Source organism: Paludibacter propionicigenes WB4 (genome assembly GCF_000183135.1).
GTDB classification, from domain to species: Bacteria; Bacteroidota; Bacteroidia; order Bacteroidales; family Paludibacteraceae; genus Paludibacter; species Paludibacter propionicigenes.
Map to the genome: position 1 here is coordinate 3,175,273 of NC_014734.1, position 20,255 is coordinate 3,195,527.

Annotated in this window: 11 protein-coding genes; 4 read left to right on the plus strand and 7 right to left on the minus strand. The window is 38.3% G+C overall.

The genetic code is table 11. The features are described from left to right. Nucleotides 1-2: 2 nt before the first annotated feature. On the plus strand, nucleotides 3-743 hold the full coding sequence (locus PALPR_RS13190; RefSeq protein ID WP_013446143.1) for a hypothetical protein: 741 nt from the start codon (nucleotides 3-5) through the stop codon (nucleotides 741-743). Between the two features lie 698 nt (nucleotides 744-1,441). Next, nucleotides 1,442-2,113, plus strand: a complete 672-nt coding sequence (locus PALPR_RS13195) for an ATP-binding cassette domain-containing protein (RefSeq protein ID WP_013446145.1) — start codon at nucleotides 1,442-1,444, stop codon at nucleotides 2,111-2,113. A gap of 479 nt (nucleotides 2,114-2,592) precedes the next feature. Here PALPR_RS13195 and PALPR_RS13200 read toward each other — a convergent pair whose 3' ends face one another. Then, nucleotides 2,593-4,065 (minus strand): M28 family metallopeptidase, encoded by a 1,473-nt coding sequence (locus tag PALPR_RS13200; RefSeq protein ID WP_041620420.1) that lies wholly within the window; start codon nucleotides 4,063-4,065, stop codon nucleotides 2,593-2,595. A gap of 873 nt (nucleotides 4,066-4,938) precedes the next feature. Between PALPR_RS13200 and PALPR_RS13205 the strand changes: the two genes are divergently transcribed. Next, nucleotides 4,939-5,589, plus strand: coding sequence for a DUF4377 domain-containing protein (locus tag PALPR_RS13205; RefSeq protein ID WP_013446147.1), 651 nt, complete (start codon nucleotides 4,939-4,941; stop codon nucleotides 5,587-5,589). 184 nt (nucleotides 5,590-5,773) lie between these two features. After that, nucleotides 5,774-6,823: a WD40/YVTN/BNR-like repeat-containing protein gene (locus PALPR_RS13210; protein WP_013446148.1), complete on the plus strand. Its 1,050-nt coding sequence runs from the start codon at nucleotides 5,774-5,776 to the stop codon at nucleotides 6,821-6,823. Nucleotides 6,824-6,971: 148 nt separating this feature from the next. On the opposite strand, the gene tamL is transcribed toward PALPR_RS13210, so the two are convergent. The 6 genes from tamL to PALPR_RS13240 all read right to left on the minus strand — a co-directional run bounded on the left by tamL (nucleotide 6,972) and on the right by PALPR_RS13240 (nucleotide 20,138). After that, a complete protein-coding gene (gene tamL / locus PALPR_RS13215) occupies nucleotides 6,972-9,341 on the minus strand; it encodes a translocation and assembly module lipoprotein TamL (protein ID WP_013446149.1) in 2,370 nt (789 codons plus the stop codon). Nucleotides 9,342-9,356: 15 nt separating this feature from the next. Beyond that, entirely contained in the window at nucleotides 9,357-14,333 is a 4,977-nt protein-coding gene (locus PALPR_RS13220) for a translocation/assembly module TamB domain-containing protein (RefSeq protein ID WP_013446150.1), read from the minus strand. Between the two features lie 309 nt (nucleotides 14,334-14,642). Next, nucleotides 14,643-15,731: an alkene reductase gene (locus PALPR_RS13225; RefSeq protein ID WP_013446152.1), complete on the minus strand. Its 1,089-nt coding sequence runs from the start codon at nucleotides 15,729-15,731 to the stop codon at nucleotides 14,643-14,645. A gap of 625 nt (nucleotides 15,732-16,356) precedes the next feature. Continuing rightward, on the minus strand, nucleotides 16,357-17,064 hold the full coding sequence (locus PALPR_RS13230; protein ID WP_013446153.1) for a hypothetical protein: 708 nt from the start codon (nucleotides 17,062-17,064) through the stop codon (nucleotides 16,357-16,359). A 517-nt stretch (nucleotides 17,065-17,581) separates the two neighbouring features. Further along, a complete protein-coding gene (locus PALPR_RS13235; protein ID WP_013446154.1) occupies nucleotides 17,582-18,511 on the minus strand; it encodes a LytTR family transcriptional regulator DNA-binding domain-containing protein in 930 nt (309 codons plus the stop codon). 778 nt (nucleotides 18,512-19,289) lie between these two features. Then, complete coding sequence (locus PALPR_RS13240; RefSeq protein WP_013446156.1) at nucleotides 19,290-20,138, minus strand: hypothetical protein; 849 nt, start codon at nucleotides 20,136-20,138, stop codon at nucleotides 19,290-19,292. Nucleotides 20,139-20,255 lie beyond the last annotated feature (117 nt).

The window sequence follows — 20,255 nt, forward strand, 5'->3', positions numbered from 1 at the left end:
TTATGAAAAAAGTTATCTTTAGTATCATTATGATATTACCATTTTTATTGTTTGCTCAAACAAATAGAAACTCTTATTCAAATCAGGATAGTAATACTTATGAATTGTCGATTGAATCCGGTTTCGGAAGTTACTTAATGTCAAATCTTAAGGATCTTCAAAGCACCATCATTAGCAAAAGTGAAATACCCATACTGAGAACTACTTCATTTCCTTCTTATTTTAATTATTCAATAAGATTTGGACGCTTAATTAATAATAGTTATTTGGGTTTAACAGGAGGATTAATGTCAACCGGTTCCAGATCATCTTTATCTGATTACTCAGGGTATTATGCTTCGGATATCAATTGTAAAGCTTTTAATATTGGAGCTTACACTCGCAAAGCATTTGCAAATTATCAGTTATTTAAACGTCCTCTTGAGATAGGGTATGTCCTAAATACCTCCTTTCTCTATTCATTTGTAAAAATGAAAGATAATTTACAATTATATGGTTACGATGCACTTATTAATGATAGCTACACATTTAATTCAATAGGCTTATATATTGAGCCAATGCTTTATGCTGCATATATGTTTAACCAGCACATAGGGATTGAAGTAAATGCCGGCGGAGCACTAAGTATAAGCTCTCCATTATATTATCAAAAAATAAAAAATGAATTTGTAATTTATGAGAAAAAAAGATTCGCAAATTGGAGCGGATATAGACTTAGCATTGGTTTAATATCAAGGTTTTGAAAATTAAAAAGAATCAAATCTATAAATGACGTCTAACATATAACATATGGTTATGTTCATTGGCTGACTGATGTGATATGTATTCAGGTAGTTTTGCTCCTGCCATTAGCAGGCAAGGGTGTTGGGCGCAACGTAGTTCGGCAAAGTGTCTTCGGCTTGTCGTGGTAGGAAGCAGTATTATTTACGCTACGACAAACAGAGTTACAGATAAACGTTGACGTAATAAGCTTACAATATAAACTGATCTTTAATCAGAATCTTTAATTCTGGATATTCTATAATTCTGTACGCTCGGCTTTGCCGCTTGGCTTGCCAAGAATCCTGATTCTGACAACAATATGTAATGCGAGGAGAGGTCAATAGTAGTAAATGAAAAAAAGGAAGAATCATGCTAAAACTCACGCTACATTGGGAGTATTTTAAAAGTACCTTAGTTTTAAATCTGTCTAGCTCGGTATTACTTGCTTTTATTGTACACTTTACATTAATGACATTGCCTGAGCCTCCACCATTTTATATCGTATACATTCGCTGTTGTATGTTTGGTGGTCCGTTATTGTGTCTGTTATACAAAGAGATGTCAAGGAAAAATGAATATTATTTCTATTATAATCGGGGAATTTCAAAGTTGAGTCTTTTTATTACTACTTTGTCTACTTATGTCCTGACAGGTTACTTACTAATAGCCATTTTACATTATGCCAAACTTGCTTGAAATTGACAGCGTTGTCAAATCATTCTATATGCACGATGTCCTGACTGACATTTATCTGAAATGTCAAACAGGTGATATTATTGGCATGCTCGGACGAAACGGGACGGGCAAATCGACACTAATGAAGATCCTTTTTGGAACTTTACAAGCTGACAGAAAATTTATCAGAATTGATGGAGTGGTTTATGATCAACCTTATAAGACCGTAAATGAAATATGTTATCTTCCTCAGGATTCATTTCTGCCCAAACATATGAGTATAGAAAAGGCAGTAAAATTGTATTTGGATAAAAATCAAGTACAAGATTTTATGGAAGACCCGATATTGCAAAAACTGGATGCAAGTAAAATAGCACATTTATCCGGTGGAGAATTAAGATACCTTGAAATCAAATTATTGTTGAATACGGCTTGTAAATTCATATTACTCGATGAACCGTTTAATGGAGTCTCACCAATTTTGGTTGGAGAAATAAAGAAACTAATTCTGAAAACGTCTGAATTTAAAGGAATCATATTGACCGACCATGACTATCGGAATGTTTTGGACGTTGCAAATCAATTTTGTTTGATTTATGATGGAGGAATAAAGAGAATTGATGACAAACAGGAACTTGTGCGATGGGGATACATTCCCGAATCAAGACTTGAATAAAAATAAATACAGCCAACAGACTAACACGAGTCTGCTACCCGAAAACAAAAAAATATATCGGTGCGCTGCACCTCATGACTCAACAATAATTAGGTTTCTACAAATATCTTGGAACGCTGTTCCTTAGAGTTCGTCCAATAAGGTGCGGAGCACCGAAACCTTAGTAGAATAAAGAAGAACAGAAATAAAATAGGTGCAGCGCACCGACATATAATTGCCTTTAATCAGAATCTATAAAACCTGCCTAAAGAGATAGGACGGACAAATGTAGAGAAAATAGAATGAGCTGCTTATGGTCTTGTTGAGCTTAACGTACTTCGGCAAAGTGTCTTCGCTTTGTCGTGTTAGAAGGAAAGCTCCTGCTTTCCATATTGAAAAGAATTTAATTGGATTTATAAGTCAGAGCCTTGTTTCTAATACGACGTAGTCTGGAGACTACGCCGAACGTGGGGAAAGTACGAATTTCTGACGCAGTCTTTTTATCTTTCTAACTTGAAATTTGTGACTAAAGCAGGTCTTTTTTTCTCATTCGCCAAAATCCAGCTGGTACGATATATCCAGTCGGTCATCTTCTTTAATTTTAAGTAGTTGATGTTTTCCGATTTATCCATGGGCGTGTGATATTGATTGTGAAGCATGCTGGTAAAAAAGATGGCAGGAATTCCTGTTTTTGCGTAAGGCAGATGATCACTTCGAAAATAGAAGTACTCCACATGTTCCGGTTTATCCCAGTCCTTATTCAACCTAAACTTCGGACCTTCTTCATTAGCTCTCAGCGTTATCTTTACCAAATCATCCGAATTTTTATGCGGATCATTAGCCCCTAATATGGTTGCTTCATTTACATCGTTTCGGCCTATCATATCTCCGTTGAGAACAGCAATGATAGAAGACTTATCAACAACAGGATGAGCAGCATGATATTTTGAACCGAGCAAACCCCGTTCTTCAGAACCATGAAAAACGAACAACAGGGAGCGTTTAGCAGGTTGTATCTTATAAGCACGAGCCATAGCAAGCATAGCAACGCAAACACTTGCATTATCGTCAGCTCCGTTATAAATTGAATCCTCACCGTATTTTTGTCGGATACCTTCATGGTCGTGATGACCACTGATAAGCACGTGTTCTTTTTTCAGTTCAGGATCAGTACCGGCAATTTTTCCAATCACATTGACCGAAGGATAACAGAATGTTTCGGTTATAATATTCGTTGTCAATCTACTGCCTGCTTTTTTCAATGCATCAAGTTCTTTTTCATGAACCCATATAACCGGAGCTTTAGGAGATATTTTTTCATTAATTCCTCCTGCAATATCATAAAGACCTCTTGTCATTTGAGGAACTACTGCCGGCCAGGACTCTTCACCTAATTTATCTGCTATAAAAATAATAGCTACTGCTCCTTTAGCTGTCAGCTTCTCATAAAATTTATTGCGGACAAAAACCGGATAACGTCGTTCGGGTAATGACATATTGAGATTCAAACCTTCGTTGGAAGCCATAATGGCTACTGCTTTTCCTTTAAGGTCTGCTTTTTCCAAATCTTCCGCTCTGCCTTTATCAATAAATACGATAGGAGCATCTACAATTGCTTCGTTCGGTTGTGCAATGAGCACATCCGACCACAAAGCCAATCCTCTTCCGTTTATACTTATGGTACTTCTATCCGATGGTCGATGGCGAATTAAATCAAAAAACTGGAAAAAAGTGCCATCATCACCCGCGGGTTGCATGCCTGCCTTTTTAGCTTCGTCAGCAAGCCATACAGCCGCTTTCAATTCATCCAAAGTTCCGGCTTCACGACCCCGAAAGTGGTTGTCAGCCATTGCATACAAATCTTTTTTTAAATCAGATTCTTTAATGGCGGAAGTTAATGGTGATTTATATGTTTGTTGAGCCTGAACTAAAGAGCCAATAAACGCGGCGGACAAAAGGAGTTTCTTTAACATGGTCTATTAAATTGTTATATGTATATTTGTTGTGCATTTTAGCAAAATAAACAGATTCTTTATCTTGCATTTTATGATTGAATCCTTCAAATATAATTATTTTTGGAGAAACAAAGATAATCATTAATTTTAATTAGAAGATCAGATACCACCATACAGTATTTTCTTACTTAATATAGCACCAATGGAAAAGAGGACAGAATAAAAATATATGAAACCTTCCGGCGTTATTACAGTAATTTTATTCCCAATTTAAAACAACAATAAAACTGAAGAAAAAAAACAAACTTCTGTTAGTTATTATAGCAACAGGTATTATTTTACCGGCCTATTCCTTGTTGAACGTAGCGTAGTTCGGCAAAGTGTCTTCGCTTTGTCGTGTTAGAAGGAAAGCTTCTGCTTTCCATATTGAAAAGAATTTAATTAGATTTACAAGTCAGAGTATTGTTTCTAATGCGACGTAATCTGAATTCTATGCCGAATGTGGGCATATTTACCCGAGAACAAAAAAATATATCGGTGCGCTGCACCTCATGACTCAACAATAATTAGGTTTCTACAAATAGCACGGGACGCTGTCCCTTAGAGTTCGTCCAATAAGGTGCAGCGCACCGAAACCTTAGTAGAATAAAGAAGAACAGAAATAAAGGAGGTGCAGCGCACCGACATATACTTGCCTTTAATCAGAATCTATAAAACCCGCTTAAAGAGATAGAACGGACAAATGTAGAGAAAACAGAATAACCTGCTTATAGCCTCGGTGTTTACTCATAATTACACTCTAAATATGCAACGTTTAGCACGGATTTATCGTCTATTGATAAATAGAAGTCGTTTTGACTTTCTGAATAAACCAAAATAGACAATACCGGAATGAGAAAGCTAAATTTATTCGTAGGAATTATTATTTTAAGTACGTCTTTGGGAAGTTGTACCAATGAAGAAGTAAACCGTGAGAAAACCGTTGAAATGACCATATATCCGGAAACAGGATATGGTGCAAGTATACTAAGTGATGTGGTGACACAACCAATTCAATTTTCAGACAACGATGAAAATAGAAAGCATTTGTTGACAGATATTATTACAGAAGGTTTCGATTTCAACTATGAAAGAGGTTATGAATATACTTTAAAAGTAAAAAAAATATGGATGCAAAACCCACCTCAAGACGTTTCTTCTGTCAAATATGTGTTTATTAAGCTTCTCTCTAAGAAGAAAGTTATAACGCAAGACAGCGAACAAAATATCGTACTTTTTGTGGCCTCTCAGACCGTTAAGTTTACTCCGAAGTATCCGGGCGAATACGAAAAAGTGGCGGGAGGTGAAGCGCCAAAGATTTATGATGCTTTACGTGTAAGAGAAAACGGTACTGACAATTGGATGGCTTTGACTAAGATTGAGGGTTTTGATTTTACAAAAGGCTACGAGTATGTATTAAACGCAAAAAAAATAACTAAGGCAGACCCATACTCAGTTAGATATGTTCTTGTTGATATTGTTTCGAAGAGAGAAAAAAAATAAAAGCGCCTCACGCACTCTTTCATTGGCTGACGTACATTTCAGCAGAATTATTCCCGCATTTTAAGACCAGACATTATATCCAATTCGGCATCTGATAATCATTAAAACGGAAGCAAGGTCGTTATTGCCCATTCGTTGAAACGAAACAGCAACAAATTGCATCTAATATATAAAGACAAAGTATATGACAAAGACTTTAATACTGCTATTCGTTATATTCTTTATTGCATGCGAAAAGAATACTGTTGAATACAGCGACTTAAAAACTGTTCTAAGTGGTTGGGAAATTTCAAAGACAAATTATAGTTTAGATATAATTGCGCGAGACATGTTTTTTGTTGATTCAGAAATCGGATTTATAGTTGGATTTAATGGGAGTATTTATAAAACGATAAATGCAGGAAAATTATGGACGAAACAAAATTCGGGTACAACATTGCATCTGTATTCTGTCTTTTTCATTAATAAAAATGTGGGATTTGCATCAGGAGGAGCAATGAGTGGATGTCTTGATGAAGATTGTGGAAAAGGAAGTGTAGTATTGAAAACCTCAAATGGAGGAGAAACATGGACTAAACTGTTTTTTAAGGACTACACAAACATTTTTTCTTTAAAATTTTTCAATGAAACTAAAGGTGTCGCAATTATTGAGACACCTGATATTCCAAATGCCAGAAATTGTTACTTAGCAACAACCTCTGATGGTGGAAATACATGGAAATTTAAAGACTTAGCGATTTTTTCTTCAACGAGTAAAATTGAATGTGTGGACAACATTTTATATATTGCTGGAGACAACCAAAAAATATTTAAAAGTAAAGATTATGGTGATAGTTGGCAAACTATAAATACACCCATTCTTGTCTCAAACAATGTGCAGGATATTTACTTTTATAATGAGAACATTGGATTTATTGTTGGAGGTACAAGTATTTACAAAACTTCTGATGGAGGTTTGAACTGGAAATCAGCAAATTTCCCATTTTCAACCTTTGGAACATTCCATTTTTATAATGAAACTGAAGGATTCAATTTTAATATTATCTGTGAATATGCTGGAGGAGATTTTCCAACTTTCAAAGGTAGTATTGTATACAAAACTTCTAACGGTGGAATAAGTTGGAATAAATCAGAACTAATAGATTCTTTATATCTTGGAATGACTTATTTTCCTCAAAAAGATTTAGGATATGGAATTAATGGTTCGGAATTTTATACCATTAAACGGAAATGAATTGAAAAGAAACGAACGAGGGCATGTTGCCTTTAATCAGAATCTATAATTCTGTGCACTCGGCTTGCCAAGAATTTTGATTCAGACAATAATATGCGCATTGCTTAAGTGCATTCCGGCAGTTTTGTTTTCTGATATCAGATAATCATTAAAACGGATATCCGATGGCGATATTCAATATCAGGTTATTGCTTCTCCAGGCTCCGCTTCCAACGTTTATTTCGTTGATTACCCAACGGTGATCTGTCAGCCAGGGTTTCCGTAAAGGCATGGCTAAATCAAAACGGAGAACGAAAAACGAAACATCGGCTCGCAAACCAAAACCTGCGCCTACTGCCAGTTCATTCATAAAAGTGGAGAAAGCAAACGGAGTACCCTGTCCGGAAGAGTTAGACTTCTGTAACCACACATTGCCGGCATCAACAAACAAAGCTCCTTTCAGAAACTTATAAATGCCAAAGCGATACTCGCTATTCATTTCCAACTTTATATCCCCGCCCAACTGAAGAAAATCATTGGTATTGGTCGTCTGAAGATAGGTTCCGGGTCCGAGTGAATTAATCCGGAATGCACGGATGCTGTTGGGACCACCGCTAAAGAACTGTTTGTTGTAAGGTAAAACCGATGAATTGCCATACGCATCGGCCACTCCGGCAAAGAGACGAAAAACGAGTTTCTCATTTTTGCTGAAATTGAGGTATACGCGGTTATCGACACTGAATTTGGCATATTGCGAATATACCGAACCTATTATTTTAGACGGGTTATTGGCTGTTGGTTTCTGTCCGGCAATGAATTCGGCCAGCGAAAACACATTTCCTGCTGTCTCGGCAAAGAAGTGGAAATAATACTGTAGCCGCTTTCCCTGTACAGACTGTTCGTTGTACGTAAATGCATAATTGGCACCCACAATAAACTGTTCTTCGTAGCTCTTTTTCAGAAAACTATTGCTATCCAATAAAGCCGTAAAGGCACCAGACTTATTGGTAACCGATGTGTAACTTATATTCACGGGGTTGAATTCATGCTCTACCCTGAAACTATTTTTCCACTTAAAACCATACGTAAACTGAAGCGTATTCATATTAAAGTAGCCTACCCTTTTCAGAAAATTATAGGAGAGTGCGAAATTTGTTTTCGGGATATAGACACTATTTGAGGGTGTAATCTTGAATGGAACCAGAAATTTAGGAAACGTAAGTTCCACCTGCGGATTGAACGCATAGGAAAACGCGTTTTTGTTTTCGCCACTTAATTGCGCCTCGAACGATCCGGCTGCGGTTAGCTTTAATAACTCTGCACCTTTGAAAGCGTTGCGGTTTGCCAGACTCAGATTCATACGCGGACCGAGATAATTGTTAGACTTACTTACCAAATCCAGTTCCGCCTGAAAATTATGGACAGGCATGGGAGTGAGTAATATATTCGCATCAAAATAACCCGAAGCCGTAGTATCACTCTCGGAAAACTTCACCTGCACAAATTTAAAGTTGCCCATCGACATAAGCCGGTTCAGGGTAATGTTATGATTCTCGCGTGAGTAGACTTCGTTTTTACGCAAATAAACCGATCGCAGAATTACTTCGGGGTGAATATTCATATCCGATGGCTTGCCCCTGAAAATAGTATGGCGAATCATCAGCGTGTCTTTTGTACTATCCCGTACAGCATCGCGCAGGGAGTAATTCTGATCAACAAATACATTCCGTATCCGGTAAGCTTTCATGGCATTATCCGGAATACTGTCTTTTAATGTCACTCTAAACGATATGGTTTGATTTATATTCGAAGTATCGGCTTTGAACAACAGGTAATCGGGATTAAAGTAAAAGTAACCCCTGTTTTTCAACATCGCGTCTATGCGGATGCGTTCTGCTTTCAGTCTGTCCAGGCTATAATCCTGTCCGGAATTGATCAGTGCATTATTCTTGTCCGACAGAATTAAGCGACTCAGGCTGTCATCCGCAATATTGTAAGTTACCTCATTAATTTTATAAGGTGCGTGAATGTGTGTTGTATAAATAATGCTGGCAGTACGCTTTTTTTCAATGATTTTGAATTCCGTATGACTGTTGAAAATGCCCATATTAAACAGTTTGGCATCAATGGCAGCGGCAGTAACTCCGGGATTGGTGTTGGTCATGAGTACCGGAGCTTCTCCGTTCTTCTTCAACCACTTTTTAAATTTACTTTTGGGATTTTCGCCGACAGACTGATAAAGCCACAATTGCGGATGCATACCAAAAAAGCTGCTGTTAGGTTTTGGACGGATAGTAGCCAGTGCTGCTGTTTTAATGCTTTTAGAGTTTACTTTCTCTGTTGATACAAGTTTGAGCTGCGCACCTTTATAGAGTCGGGCTCCTTCGGGTAAATGCCGTGTGCTGCTGCATGAAAAAAGAAACATACTAATCAGGAGCATGAAAAAAGACCCCCTGATTCCTAAAGGAGGATTTGAGAAAACCCCTAACCCCCGAAGGGGAACTGAGTTACTTTTGTCTGATATGTTGTTCTTATTCATTGCTTTTATTTCCCTTTAGGGGTTAGGGGTCTTTTTAGTTCTCTTTTTGGGCGCTCTGAAAAACTCTTTCCATTTATTGAAATCGCGCACGTAAATCACACCACCACCCGTTTCAACGATTTGTCCCTCAATAGCCCCATCGTATAAGTTATGTCTGAATCCCTTAAACCGATAACGCCCATCTTTGGTGAGTTTATATTCTATGTTGACATCGCTGGTAATTTCGCTTGTCGAATTCTGTTTGGCTTTTTCGCCTTCCACATCCACTGTGCCGCCAACCTGAACCGTGAGACGTTGATTGAAAAGTTCTTTTTTTAATCCAATCTCTACTTGCGTTCTGCCCTGCGCCTGTCCCGATTGATAGTCATTGTAAGATTGAACATCAAAATTCAACGACATGCCGGGTATTATTTTTGAACTCAACTGATTTAATTGTGCAGATAACAGATTGCCTATGGTAGAACGCACCAGCGTAGAAGTAGGATCTATCTCTGTTTGCAGCGGATTTTCCTGTACAAATCTGCCAAGTACCAACAACGCAAATACCTGTTTGTTTAATGCTGACGGATCATCATTGAGCATAATCAGTTTCTGATTTACCGCGCCGCTCATAATTCCTTTATCTTCCGGACGAAGTTGTATCTCAAAGCTGATTTCAGGTTTTAATATCGGACCACGCAGTTTAAGCAATACCGTAAACGCATACATTTGTTTGTATCCTCCCTGATCAGCAGCACTTAGCCCCACCATCTGATCGGCTACCAAATCATACGGAGCTGCCCGAACGGTATAACCGGCATTTATATTGATATCGGCATCCAGCGGATCGCCATTCCACACAATGGTACTGCCCGAAATGATATTGAACTTTCGTTTAATAACCGATTCTATCGAAATCAGATAACTTCCGTTATCCAGATTATAAGCTCCGGTCAGACTCATTTTTCCGCTCTTGTCCATAGCAAAGCTCAAAGCAGCATCGCCTCTTACTACCAGCGAATCGGACGAAGTAGGATCCATCAACAACCGTAGTGTAGCTTCTTTGTCTACTTGCAGAATGGAGGAAAGATCAAATCCCGTGAAACCGGATTTTTTAATGACTTTTTTATCGGTATGGTATAATATCGAATTGAGATTTTGTTTGGTGTTGAATTCCACTACATCCTCGCCTTTATCGGTGGTGACTTTGTCTTCGGGAACGGCAAAGGTAAAGTTAGAGCCTTTTTTCATTTTTACGCTGGCATTCACTACCGGTAAATTCATGGTTCCGCTTAAGTCTATCTTACTGTCAATAACCATGCGTCCGTAAAATTCTTTATTATCCTGAACCGTGGTGTTGAATAACAAAAAGTCTCTGGTATTGACTTGCAGACCAAAAACATAATCGGTAAAACGCTTCATCTTAATGTTCCCGTCAATCACCGCTTTGTGTTGATTGACATCTGCCAGGGTAAATTTATCGAAATAGATTCCATCTTTTTCCAGGCGGAGAGTTTCGTGTTTCAGCTCATAGCGGTTATTAAAGTAAGACGGATTTAAAAATGCATTATTGAATGTCAACTGTCCGGTAATGTCCGGCGCAGCAGTATTACCGGCTATCAGGAAATTACCGCTCAACGTTCCCGATGCCTGTTTTATCTGTCCCATGGAGAAAGCTTCCAGCGTTTTCATCGAAAGTGATTGAATGTCAGCTTTGATATTGAGCGAATTGTTTCCGGCATTCGGTAAAAAGTAACCGTTAGCAGTCAGGTTATTGTCTTTGCCCGACAGATTGGCTTTAATGTCAAATCGTTGTGTGCTGGGATTTTCGCCTTTGAGTGCCAGGTTGCCAATAAGAACATTCCTGACGAAAAGATCAGTGATGTTAGCGTCGGCAATAATTCCATAAGATTTATTCACCCTTTTCAGCAGCACGTTTCCGTCCACATTCCCTTTGATCAGGCTACTGTCTTTTTCCACTATACCGGAAATATCCTCCAGTTTAAAATTTTTGATACCGATATTCAAATCGTCGTCAAACTTATCGTGCACCGAGGCTATATTCAGCTGACTCCGGTCATTGTTCATAAACAGATTATGTGCTCTGAAACCCTGCTTGCCAAATTCCACGAAATTATCGGGGGCAATCTTCCAGCGATTATTCATCAGATAAAATCCCGTGGAATCGATAGACAGTTTGTAGTTGGCTTTATCTCTGGTCAGTTGCGATTTAATGGCCAACTTTTTGATTTTATTCTGATCTATCGAAGATAAATTGGCCGACAACCTATTATTGGCCAGTTGTCCTTCAAACAGCAGGTTGGCAAAGTTGATCTGAGAGTTGGCAATGCCCGTACCTGACAGACGATAATTCAATGCGGTAGAATCGGAGTTCACATCCAGTACCAGATTATTTACCTCCGTCGAACCATACAGCATTCGTTTTATCGAAGCATTGAGGTTCAGACTGTTCTTTTTACTATCAAAACTACCGGTAATCAACCCGGGTTCGAACTCTTTCATATCAGGTACAAGTACTTCCGACAGAATAGGATGATTATAAAGCTGCATTTGAAATTTAAAATCGGAAGGTTTCGTGTCCTTGCTTTCCGTTTTGACGTCGCTTAAAGGGAAATAATGATTTACAAAGCGCGTCAACTGAGCAGGAAGAGCCGTTAGTGCAACAGCTCCCTGATACCTGAAATCAAGCAAAGCACTTTTCAGATTAAACTCACTTTGCTCAGGGGTATTGACCGATGTCATTGAAACAGAATCGAGCGAGTATTTCTTTCCGTTTTGTGTCATAATAAGGTTGCTTATTCCTGCTTTCCCATTCAGATTATTTATAGTATTTCCCGTTAAGTCGGCCGTAGCATCCAGTCCTATGCGCATATCTTTTTTGCTGAAATTGAGCTTTTGAAGGTCTGCTCCCTGCACGTTCAGATGAAACTTATATTTTTCCTGATTGGGTGTCAGGTTAACCAGTCCGTCAAAATCCAACACAGCATTCTTATCGTTGAGGTTTACCTTTCCGGCAAATTCACGCCCGCGAGCTGTTCCATCAACATGCAGATTATGGTACAAATACTCATTCAGGTAAATTTCCGATACATTGGCTTTGATTTGTGCGGTCATCGTTTCAGCTTTCAGTCCGTGTCCATCCACGTGAGCGGTCATTGTTACCGGACCGTACATGGTTTTGTTTTTCAATAGACTCCCCATATCAAAATCACTGATATCTACACTCCCGCTGAAATTTTCATTAGTCTCCAATGTGGCAAGCATACTGATATTACCAAAACTACTGCTCAGCCCCAACCCTGCCTGAAACGCTTTTAGCTTTCCTTCAAAGTTCAGTATTAAAACCATTTCTTCGGGAAGGCTCAGGGTGGATGGAATAGCTTTACCTGCCATCATCAGGATGTCTTGTCTCCCTGAAGTCAGTTTCAGATTGGGAAAAGCATAATATGCATTTCGGGCGTCGGGCAATCCACGTATGCTAAAATCGGTTTCCAGCAGGGTACTCACACCGGTTTCAATTTCGATATTTTTTCCGTTCAGGTTGTTGACCCTTCCGTGTATTCTGCCGGAGGCGGTGGTTATGGTATTCTTGTTTTGAAAGAAAGCTTGTGTACCAAGTTGCGGACTGAAATACAGTATATCAGAATTTTTGAGAATAAGTTTTTTCAGATTGACATCCAACATCAACATTGGGAATGAGGTTTTCAATGCTTGCAATGAAGAAAATTTCAGACTAACATCGCCTGTTACGGAAGAACCTGCTGTATTGGCTTTAAGCTTTTTGACTGCTATGGCATGAGGATTCATGCTGAAATCCGTCTCGAAATGATTGATACGGAAATTGTTTTGATCCATAGCGCTGAATTTTTCAATTCTTACCTTGGTCTGAGTAGTGGAGTAATATAGGTCTTTCGCTACCAGTTTGACATGCTTATAATGCAGGTGCGAAGCATCAAATGTATTTTTCAGGTAAGGTTTATTTCTGATATCGTACGCCAGCGAATTATTCTCCAGATTAAGTTGTTTCACGCTTACTTTCCAGTCGGAGGGAGTGCCTGGTTCTGTTGTGTTGGGTGTTGCGTCTTGTGTTGCGGTATTTTTATCGGTAGTGAAGTAATGAATGTTACTCCCCGACAAACTTATTCTATCCGAATATATCAGTTCTTTTTGTAAGTCCACCGAGCCGGCTTTTAATTCAAACTGACGGATATCGGCATAAACAGATTGTCCGTTCACAGCATCTTCCAGTGTAAAGCTTGAATTGTTTATCCGTATGCCCGAAGCTTTAATTTGGGGTAAGATGCCTTCCGATTTCTGGGTGGATGTTTTTTTAGATTGCGTCAGTCCTACTTTGACCCGTAGTTTCTCCACCAACAGTTCATTTATTCCGTATGCAGCACCGGGTATGTCCAGTTTATCAACTTTTAGTCTGAGTTTTCCGAGTGAAGCCGATACGCGCATTCCACTGTATGCATCGTCGTATCTGAGCCTGATATCTTTCAGGTTTACTTTGTCGATGTTGAATGTGCTCTTGGAAGATGTTGCCGGTTTATTTTCCTGACGTATGGTGGAATCGGCAAAAGCGGTTATCAGAAAATTGTAATTGAAGACTGAGTCTGTATTGGTATTGTAAGCATTTAGGTTCAGATTTTCTATCGTTATTGAGTTGATATTAATCTTGCTAAACAGCAGATTGTAAAGAGAAACATTGGCTTTTATCTTTCCTGCATAAATGAGCGTGTCTTTTTTCAGGTCTTCCAGATAGAGTCCTTCTACAACCACCGATTTTGGGAAAGAGATACTTACATTTTTTATTTCAACGCGGGTGTGGGTTTTGTCGCTTACAAAACTGGTGGCTGAATGAACGATTTTATTCTGAACTGCCGGAATCTGTATAATAAGTGCCAAAATCACGAATAGGAGCACAAGCACGCCGGCCATCCAGAGGATGACTTTCAGCATTTTCTTTAAAACAGGAAGCGCTTTATTCATGTATCAAAATGTTGGTTTTTCAGCATAAGGTTACCGGAGGCAAAGCCCCGACTCATTATAACTTTTTCTTCTCAGACTTACTCCGGTGCTATACAGGACTAAGCCCAGTATATAGTGAATTACTATTTTAATGGCAGAGTGGGTATTACCGGGCAGGTTTATTAATATAACTGCGGTATATGCTATACTGCTAATGCAGGATAAAGCCAGGAGAACTCCAAGAATTTTTCCGGAAGTTATCATCTCTTCTGGCTTTTATATATTTAAACGTAACACGACAGAATATAGTGTCGTGTCACGTTTTTATTTTTACGATTTATATTCAGGATAATCGGTATAACCTTTTTCGCCCGGTGTATAAAACAAATCCATTATCAGGGTTTGGGATAAAGGACAATCGTTTTTAAGTCTTGCCACCAAATCAGGATTATTGATAAACGGACGACCAATAGCAATCAGATCGGCTCTGCCACTTTCAATATCAGCTTCAGCCCGTTTTTTGTCGTATCCTCCCGAGAGTATCAGTGTATTTTTGAATCGGGTACGGATAATACCTTTTATTTCCGACGGTACTTCGGGCGCTCCCATAGCCGAATGATCCACCAGATGCAGATAGACAAGTCCCAGTTTATTGAGCTCTTCTGCCAGGTAAGTATAAGTTTCTTCTATCTCAGGGTAATGCGGCATATCACTGGCAACGCCGTAAGGCGAAAGACGAATGCCTGTTTTTTCTTTTCCGATAGCTTCTACTACGGCAGCAGCTACTTCGAGCACAAACCTACAGCGGTTTTCAATACTTCCACCGTATTTATCTGTTCGGGTATTGCTTACCGGAGACAAAAACTGTTCAAGTAAATATCCATTGGCAGCATGAAGCTCCACTCCATCAAAACCTGCTTCGATAGCATGACTGGATGAAGCAACAAATTCAGTGAGTGTAAGCAATAAATCATTATCATCCATTTGTTTTGGAATAGGGAAGTCCTGCATCTGTTCCGTATCAGTCCAAATCTGTCCGGCAGGCTTTACAGCTGAAGGTGCTATTATCTGAGCGCCTTCGGGTAAGTTGAGCGAATGACTTATTCTTCCGGTATGCATAAGCTGGATAAATATCTTTCCACCGGCTTTGTGAACAGCTTCAGTGGTTTTCTGCCATCCTTCCACCTGTTCTTTACTGAAACAGCCGGGGATGCGCGAATAACCCAATCCATTGGGCGAAGGAGATGTTCCCTCGGTAATAATTAATCCGGCACTTGCCCGTTGAGCATAATACTCCGCCATCAAATCGTTGGGGACATTGCCTATAGCACGACTTCGGGTCATGGGTGCCATCACTATTTTGTTTTTCAACTCCAGGTTACCTAACTTCGTAGGTTCAAATAATTTATACTCTTCCATAAATGTAATTTGTTTTGAATTTATATGTAGTTATATGCTTCGACAAGCTTAGCATACATGTTTGTTTATTCGAATCTTGTTTTCAGACAGCGGATGATTCAATATTATTGCATACTTACAAACAATAACAAAATTTGGAGAGAAAAGATTATTGCAGTTGTTGAAAAGGATTTTCGGAGCAGCTAAAGTACTTAGCTTTAGGAAACAAAGGTAAGCGGTAGGCAGGCTCAGGTAGTTACACAACTTTGAAAATAAGTTACATGATTCACAGGTTACAGTGAGCAGTGAACAGTGAACAGTGATCAGTGAACAGTGATCAGTGAACAGTGAACAGTGATCAGTGATCAGTGATCAGTAAGTAGTAAGTAGTAAGTGGTAAGTAGTCATTATAGTTGGCAAAACTCAAAGGGACAGCGTCCCGAGATATTTGTAGAAATGTAATGAATGTTGAATTCCGAGGTGCAGCGCACCGACATATTTATTGTTCTCAGGTAATTTTAATGTTTCAGGTTAAACCCTAAGCACACAAACAAACGAATGCAATTACCGTTTAACCGATAATTGCATTATTTTGTTATTAGTTCCCTTTTTCCAAGACAAGAATGGTTCTTTTGTCTTTCGTCTTCTACACAATCATAGTAGTTTGTAATTCACTCCAGGGTCCTGACAATTCGGGATGCTTGGTACTGTACCAACGGAAGAAAATATAAAGATACTTTCCTTTAAATTCAGGATTCAATTCCAGATTAAACGATCCTTTTGTAGAAAGACCTGATCTTAATCCGTCTTCATTGGTCGATGTGGGAGGAACGGTACCTGTTTTAAAAAGATATTGCACACTGTCAGCTTCGCCATATATAGCTGCCCGTGCGCCGGAAGTACTGTAACATTTTATGGCTATAATGGCTCCACCCAGTTGTTGGAAAGTTACTGAAACCGGTTCCTTGATCACTGTAATAGATCTGGTGCGGGTAGTTTTAGGTGATACACCGCCATTGATATTAAAGGCACCCCAGTCGTACACTGTAGCGTTGGGAGATGCTGCAATACGGTCTAAAATATGATTGGTCTGATCGTACGCAATTGTTTTATCAATAATCTCAATCAGATTGTTCCGAATAGCCCGTGTACGGCTATTGGTTGCATCGTTGTACATCAAAAGCAATGGAGAGAATTCTGTTTCAAATCCTTTCCATTGTGTTATTTCTTCAGGTGTAATTCCAAGTCTTTCGCCATTGGTTACCGGAGTTCCACTGCTGAAATAAATATTGGTGGAACCAATATAAGTGCCGAATTCATTAATACTGCGGGGGATTCTTGTTGTTGCGCCCATACTCATTTCTTTTTGGTTATATAATTGAAAATCATGTAGTCTCTTATCGACGGCTCAAAGATACTATCTGAATTTTCTGCTTCATACTGAGCTAAGGACACTTTCCCGATTTTCGGGACACTTTTCGGTAAAATAAGGACGGAACAGTTGTCAGTGAGCAGTTATCAGTGAACAGTGAACAGGGAGGAGTGAGGGGTAAGAGGTGAGGAGTAAGAGGTGAGAGGTAAGGAGTGAGGGGTAAGAGGTAAGGGGTAAGGAGTGAGAGGTAAGGAGTAAGGAGAAAGAGTAAGTAGTAAGTAGAAAGAGGTAAGGGGTAAGAGGTAAGGGGTAAGAGGTAAGGAGTGAGGAGAAAGGAGTAAGGAGAAAGAGTAAGTAGTAAGTAGAAAGAGGTAAGGGGTAAGAGGTAAGGAGTGAGGAGTAAGAGGTAAGGAGTAAGAGGTAAGGAGTAAGTAACGAATTATAAACTATCAACTATCAACTATCAACTACTTACTGTTCACTGATAACTGATCACTGTTCACTGTTTACTGATCTCTGTTCTTCGTTCATCTACTATGTCTTTAAAACAGGGGGTGTATGTATCCGAGACCGGAACGTGGTGATTGCAATCTTTTAGGTAGAGTATCATTTTGGACAATGTGCCGCTCCACATTTCTATTTGGTTTATATTGACTATATATGAAATATTGCAACGTTTCATATACGGATATCCGCTCACAAGTTCTGCAAAGGCTTTCAGCGTCATAATCTTTTTTAGCTCCCTTACTTTTCCACGCTGAAGTCTGTAAACGTGTAATGTGTTACGTCGTGATTCGGCAAAGAGTATGGTGCTTACATCGATCTGTTCTCTTTTAATCGTAATGTATCCGGTGGTTTCGGGTGGAGTAGGGGGCAGGTGTGTCAGATGTTCGGTTAGCTCCGACGTATTTTTGTAGTTTGTCACACTTCCCGAAGCCCCAACTGTAGCCGGACTTAGTTGTTTGTCTGGTTTTAGCTTCGTGGAAACAAAATAGCCAAAGCCCAGAACGGTACCAATACTTATAACGCAATTATAACACTGTAAGGAAACAAAGGAACCGAGGCTAAAATCTATTTCTTCTACATATATATCGGTGAGAATCCAACTGCTGAAAGCTGACAGGGGAATGTAAATGCTCAGGATATGCAGTTCTCTGAGGATAGTCCAGCTTTCGCGACGAAAATAAGCCGGGCGCAACGAGGAATAAACAATATACACTGCGGCGTAGCTTCCAATATAAATCAGACTGTAGGCGTTCAGGAACAAACTCTTGTGAAAGGCATGCCAGTTGGTAAGACCAAAAGGCTGAAACACATTCAGGAAAATTGCAAAGAGGATGATCAGTACAATAAAATAGATTCTCCCTTGTCGGTACGATAAAAACAACGGGAACGGTCGGTTCAGGTAGTTCTTTATTCTTTCTTGCATAGCGGGTTAGCTCTATGTCTTCGTAAACTTTCAGACGGGTTTTACATTCGGTTAATTTCTAATGCAAACATAATTATTTACATAATTCCTTCCAAATTTTCAGTAAATTTATTTTGGACATCCGGTATTTTTAATTCTCTGTTTTTCAATACTTTGAAAGTGTGATTAAATTAATTTTTGGACATCGCCCTTTTTTGTATACTAACTTGTATAAATATGTACTGTAGTAGAGTAAAAAAACACGAGGCTGTCCAATAAGAGTTTTTTTTGAACACAAATTACGCAAATGGCACAAATTTACGCAAATGTTATTTTTTTATAGATATCACTATATAAGTAATCTTTGTCTTGCGTCTATTTGCGTAATTTGCGTTCTTTTTTTCTTTTGAGACACCCTCGTGTTGTACTTTGTTGAAACTGACTGTTACTGTCTGAACCACGATTGTATCAGATAAAAGGATGTATCAGATTTCAGAGTGTTCAGTTTTTATATGATTCATTAGCTAAATCCTAGTTCAGACGATTTCCCTACGCCAAACATTATACGCTACGCTTAACAGGGTCTTATACCTATGGTGAATTATATTCACGTGTGTTACTAGTTTACCCTTTCAGCCGGTTAATTCCTTGCTTTTTTACAACAAAAGTATAGAAATCAACCTCGACTTTCAAAATTCTAATTTCAGTGCAAACCTAAGAGCGTGTGTTATGCCCTCGTTCTTTATTTTTGTTATCTAATGTCGTTTTTACTTCATAGCCACGAATTTTTATGACGTTTTTAGTTGGAACATAATTGATAATGACATACATATCTTGAGAACTTTTTATAAGAAGTGTTCCATTCTAAAATGCTATTATTTTTACTCAGTTTAGGTATACATTCTTTTTCTAAAATGTCAGTTTTTTTGCCAATATAATCTTCAATATAAGACCGTATAATTACAAATTTATATTTCTTGGGTGCAATGACTGTTAAACTAATGTCTTGAGTAAAATTTCCTTGTTCCAAAATTAAGAAGTCACCTTGATTTGTAAAGGCATCTTTGATTTCATTTGGCATTTCATATTCATAAGTGTATTCAACAATATCCCCTTTTTTTGTCAATGGAGGATTAATCTCATATTTCCATTCATGCCGAATAACATCTGTATTATTAATTGTTTCTTCAGTCAACAGTGTGTTCTTTAGTGTAACAATGGCATTATTTGTTGATTTGTTTGTTGTTTTAAGTGTCGAAGGTAATTGTTCTAATTTATGTTCTGAAAACATTACTTCAGATGTTGATTTAATTATATTCTCTTTAAATAATTCTATTAATTGATTCTTTGTTACATGTAAATCTCCTTCTTGATTCTCAATTCTAACGAAAAGAGAAGCATGTGTTTTTGTTGAAGTGATAAAATCTAACTCATCTTTTATATGATTAAACTTTGATTTAGAATTATAGATGCTTAATACGAGTTGCTTTAACGAAATAACAAGAATAACAAAAAATAATGGTGTTATTGGAATTAGATACTTCCAAGTTTCAGTATAAGGACCTTGGGCAATAAAAATTGAAACTGATGTGAGAACTCCTATAACCAATGAGATTATATCAAAATTCATCTTTGATTTACCTTCCATAATTCTAGAATCGTTTTAAATTGTTATTGTTGATAATTTTTTTTAGTTTAAAGCACACTTGTCTTGTTCTCTTCTTTTTTCAGAATAGGCATAACGACTGAGCGTGTGTTCTGCTTT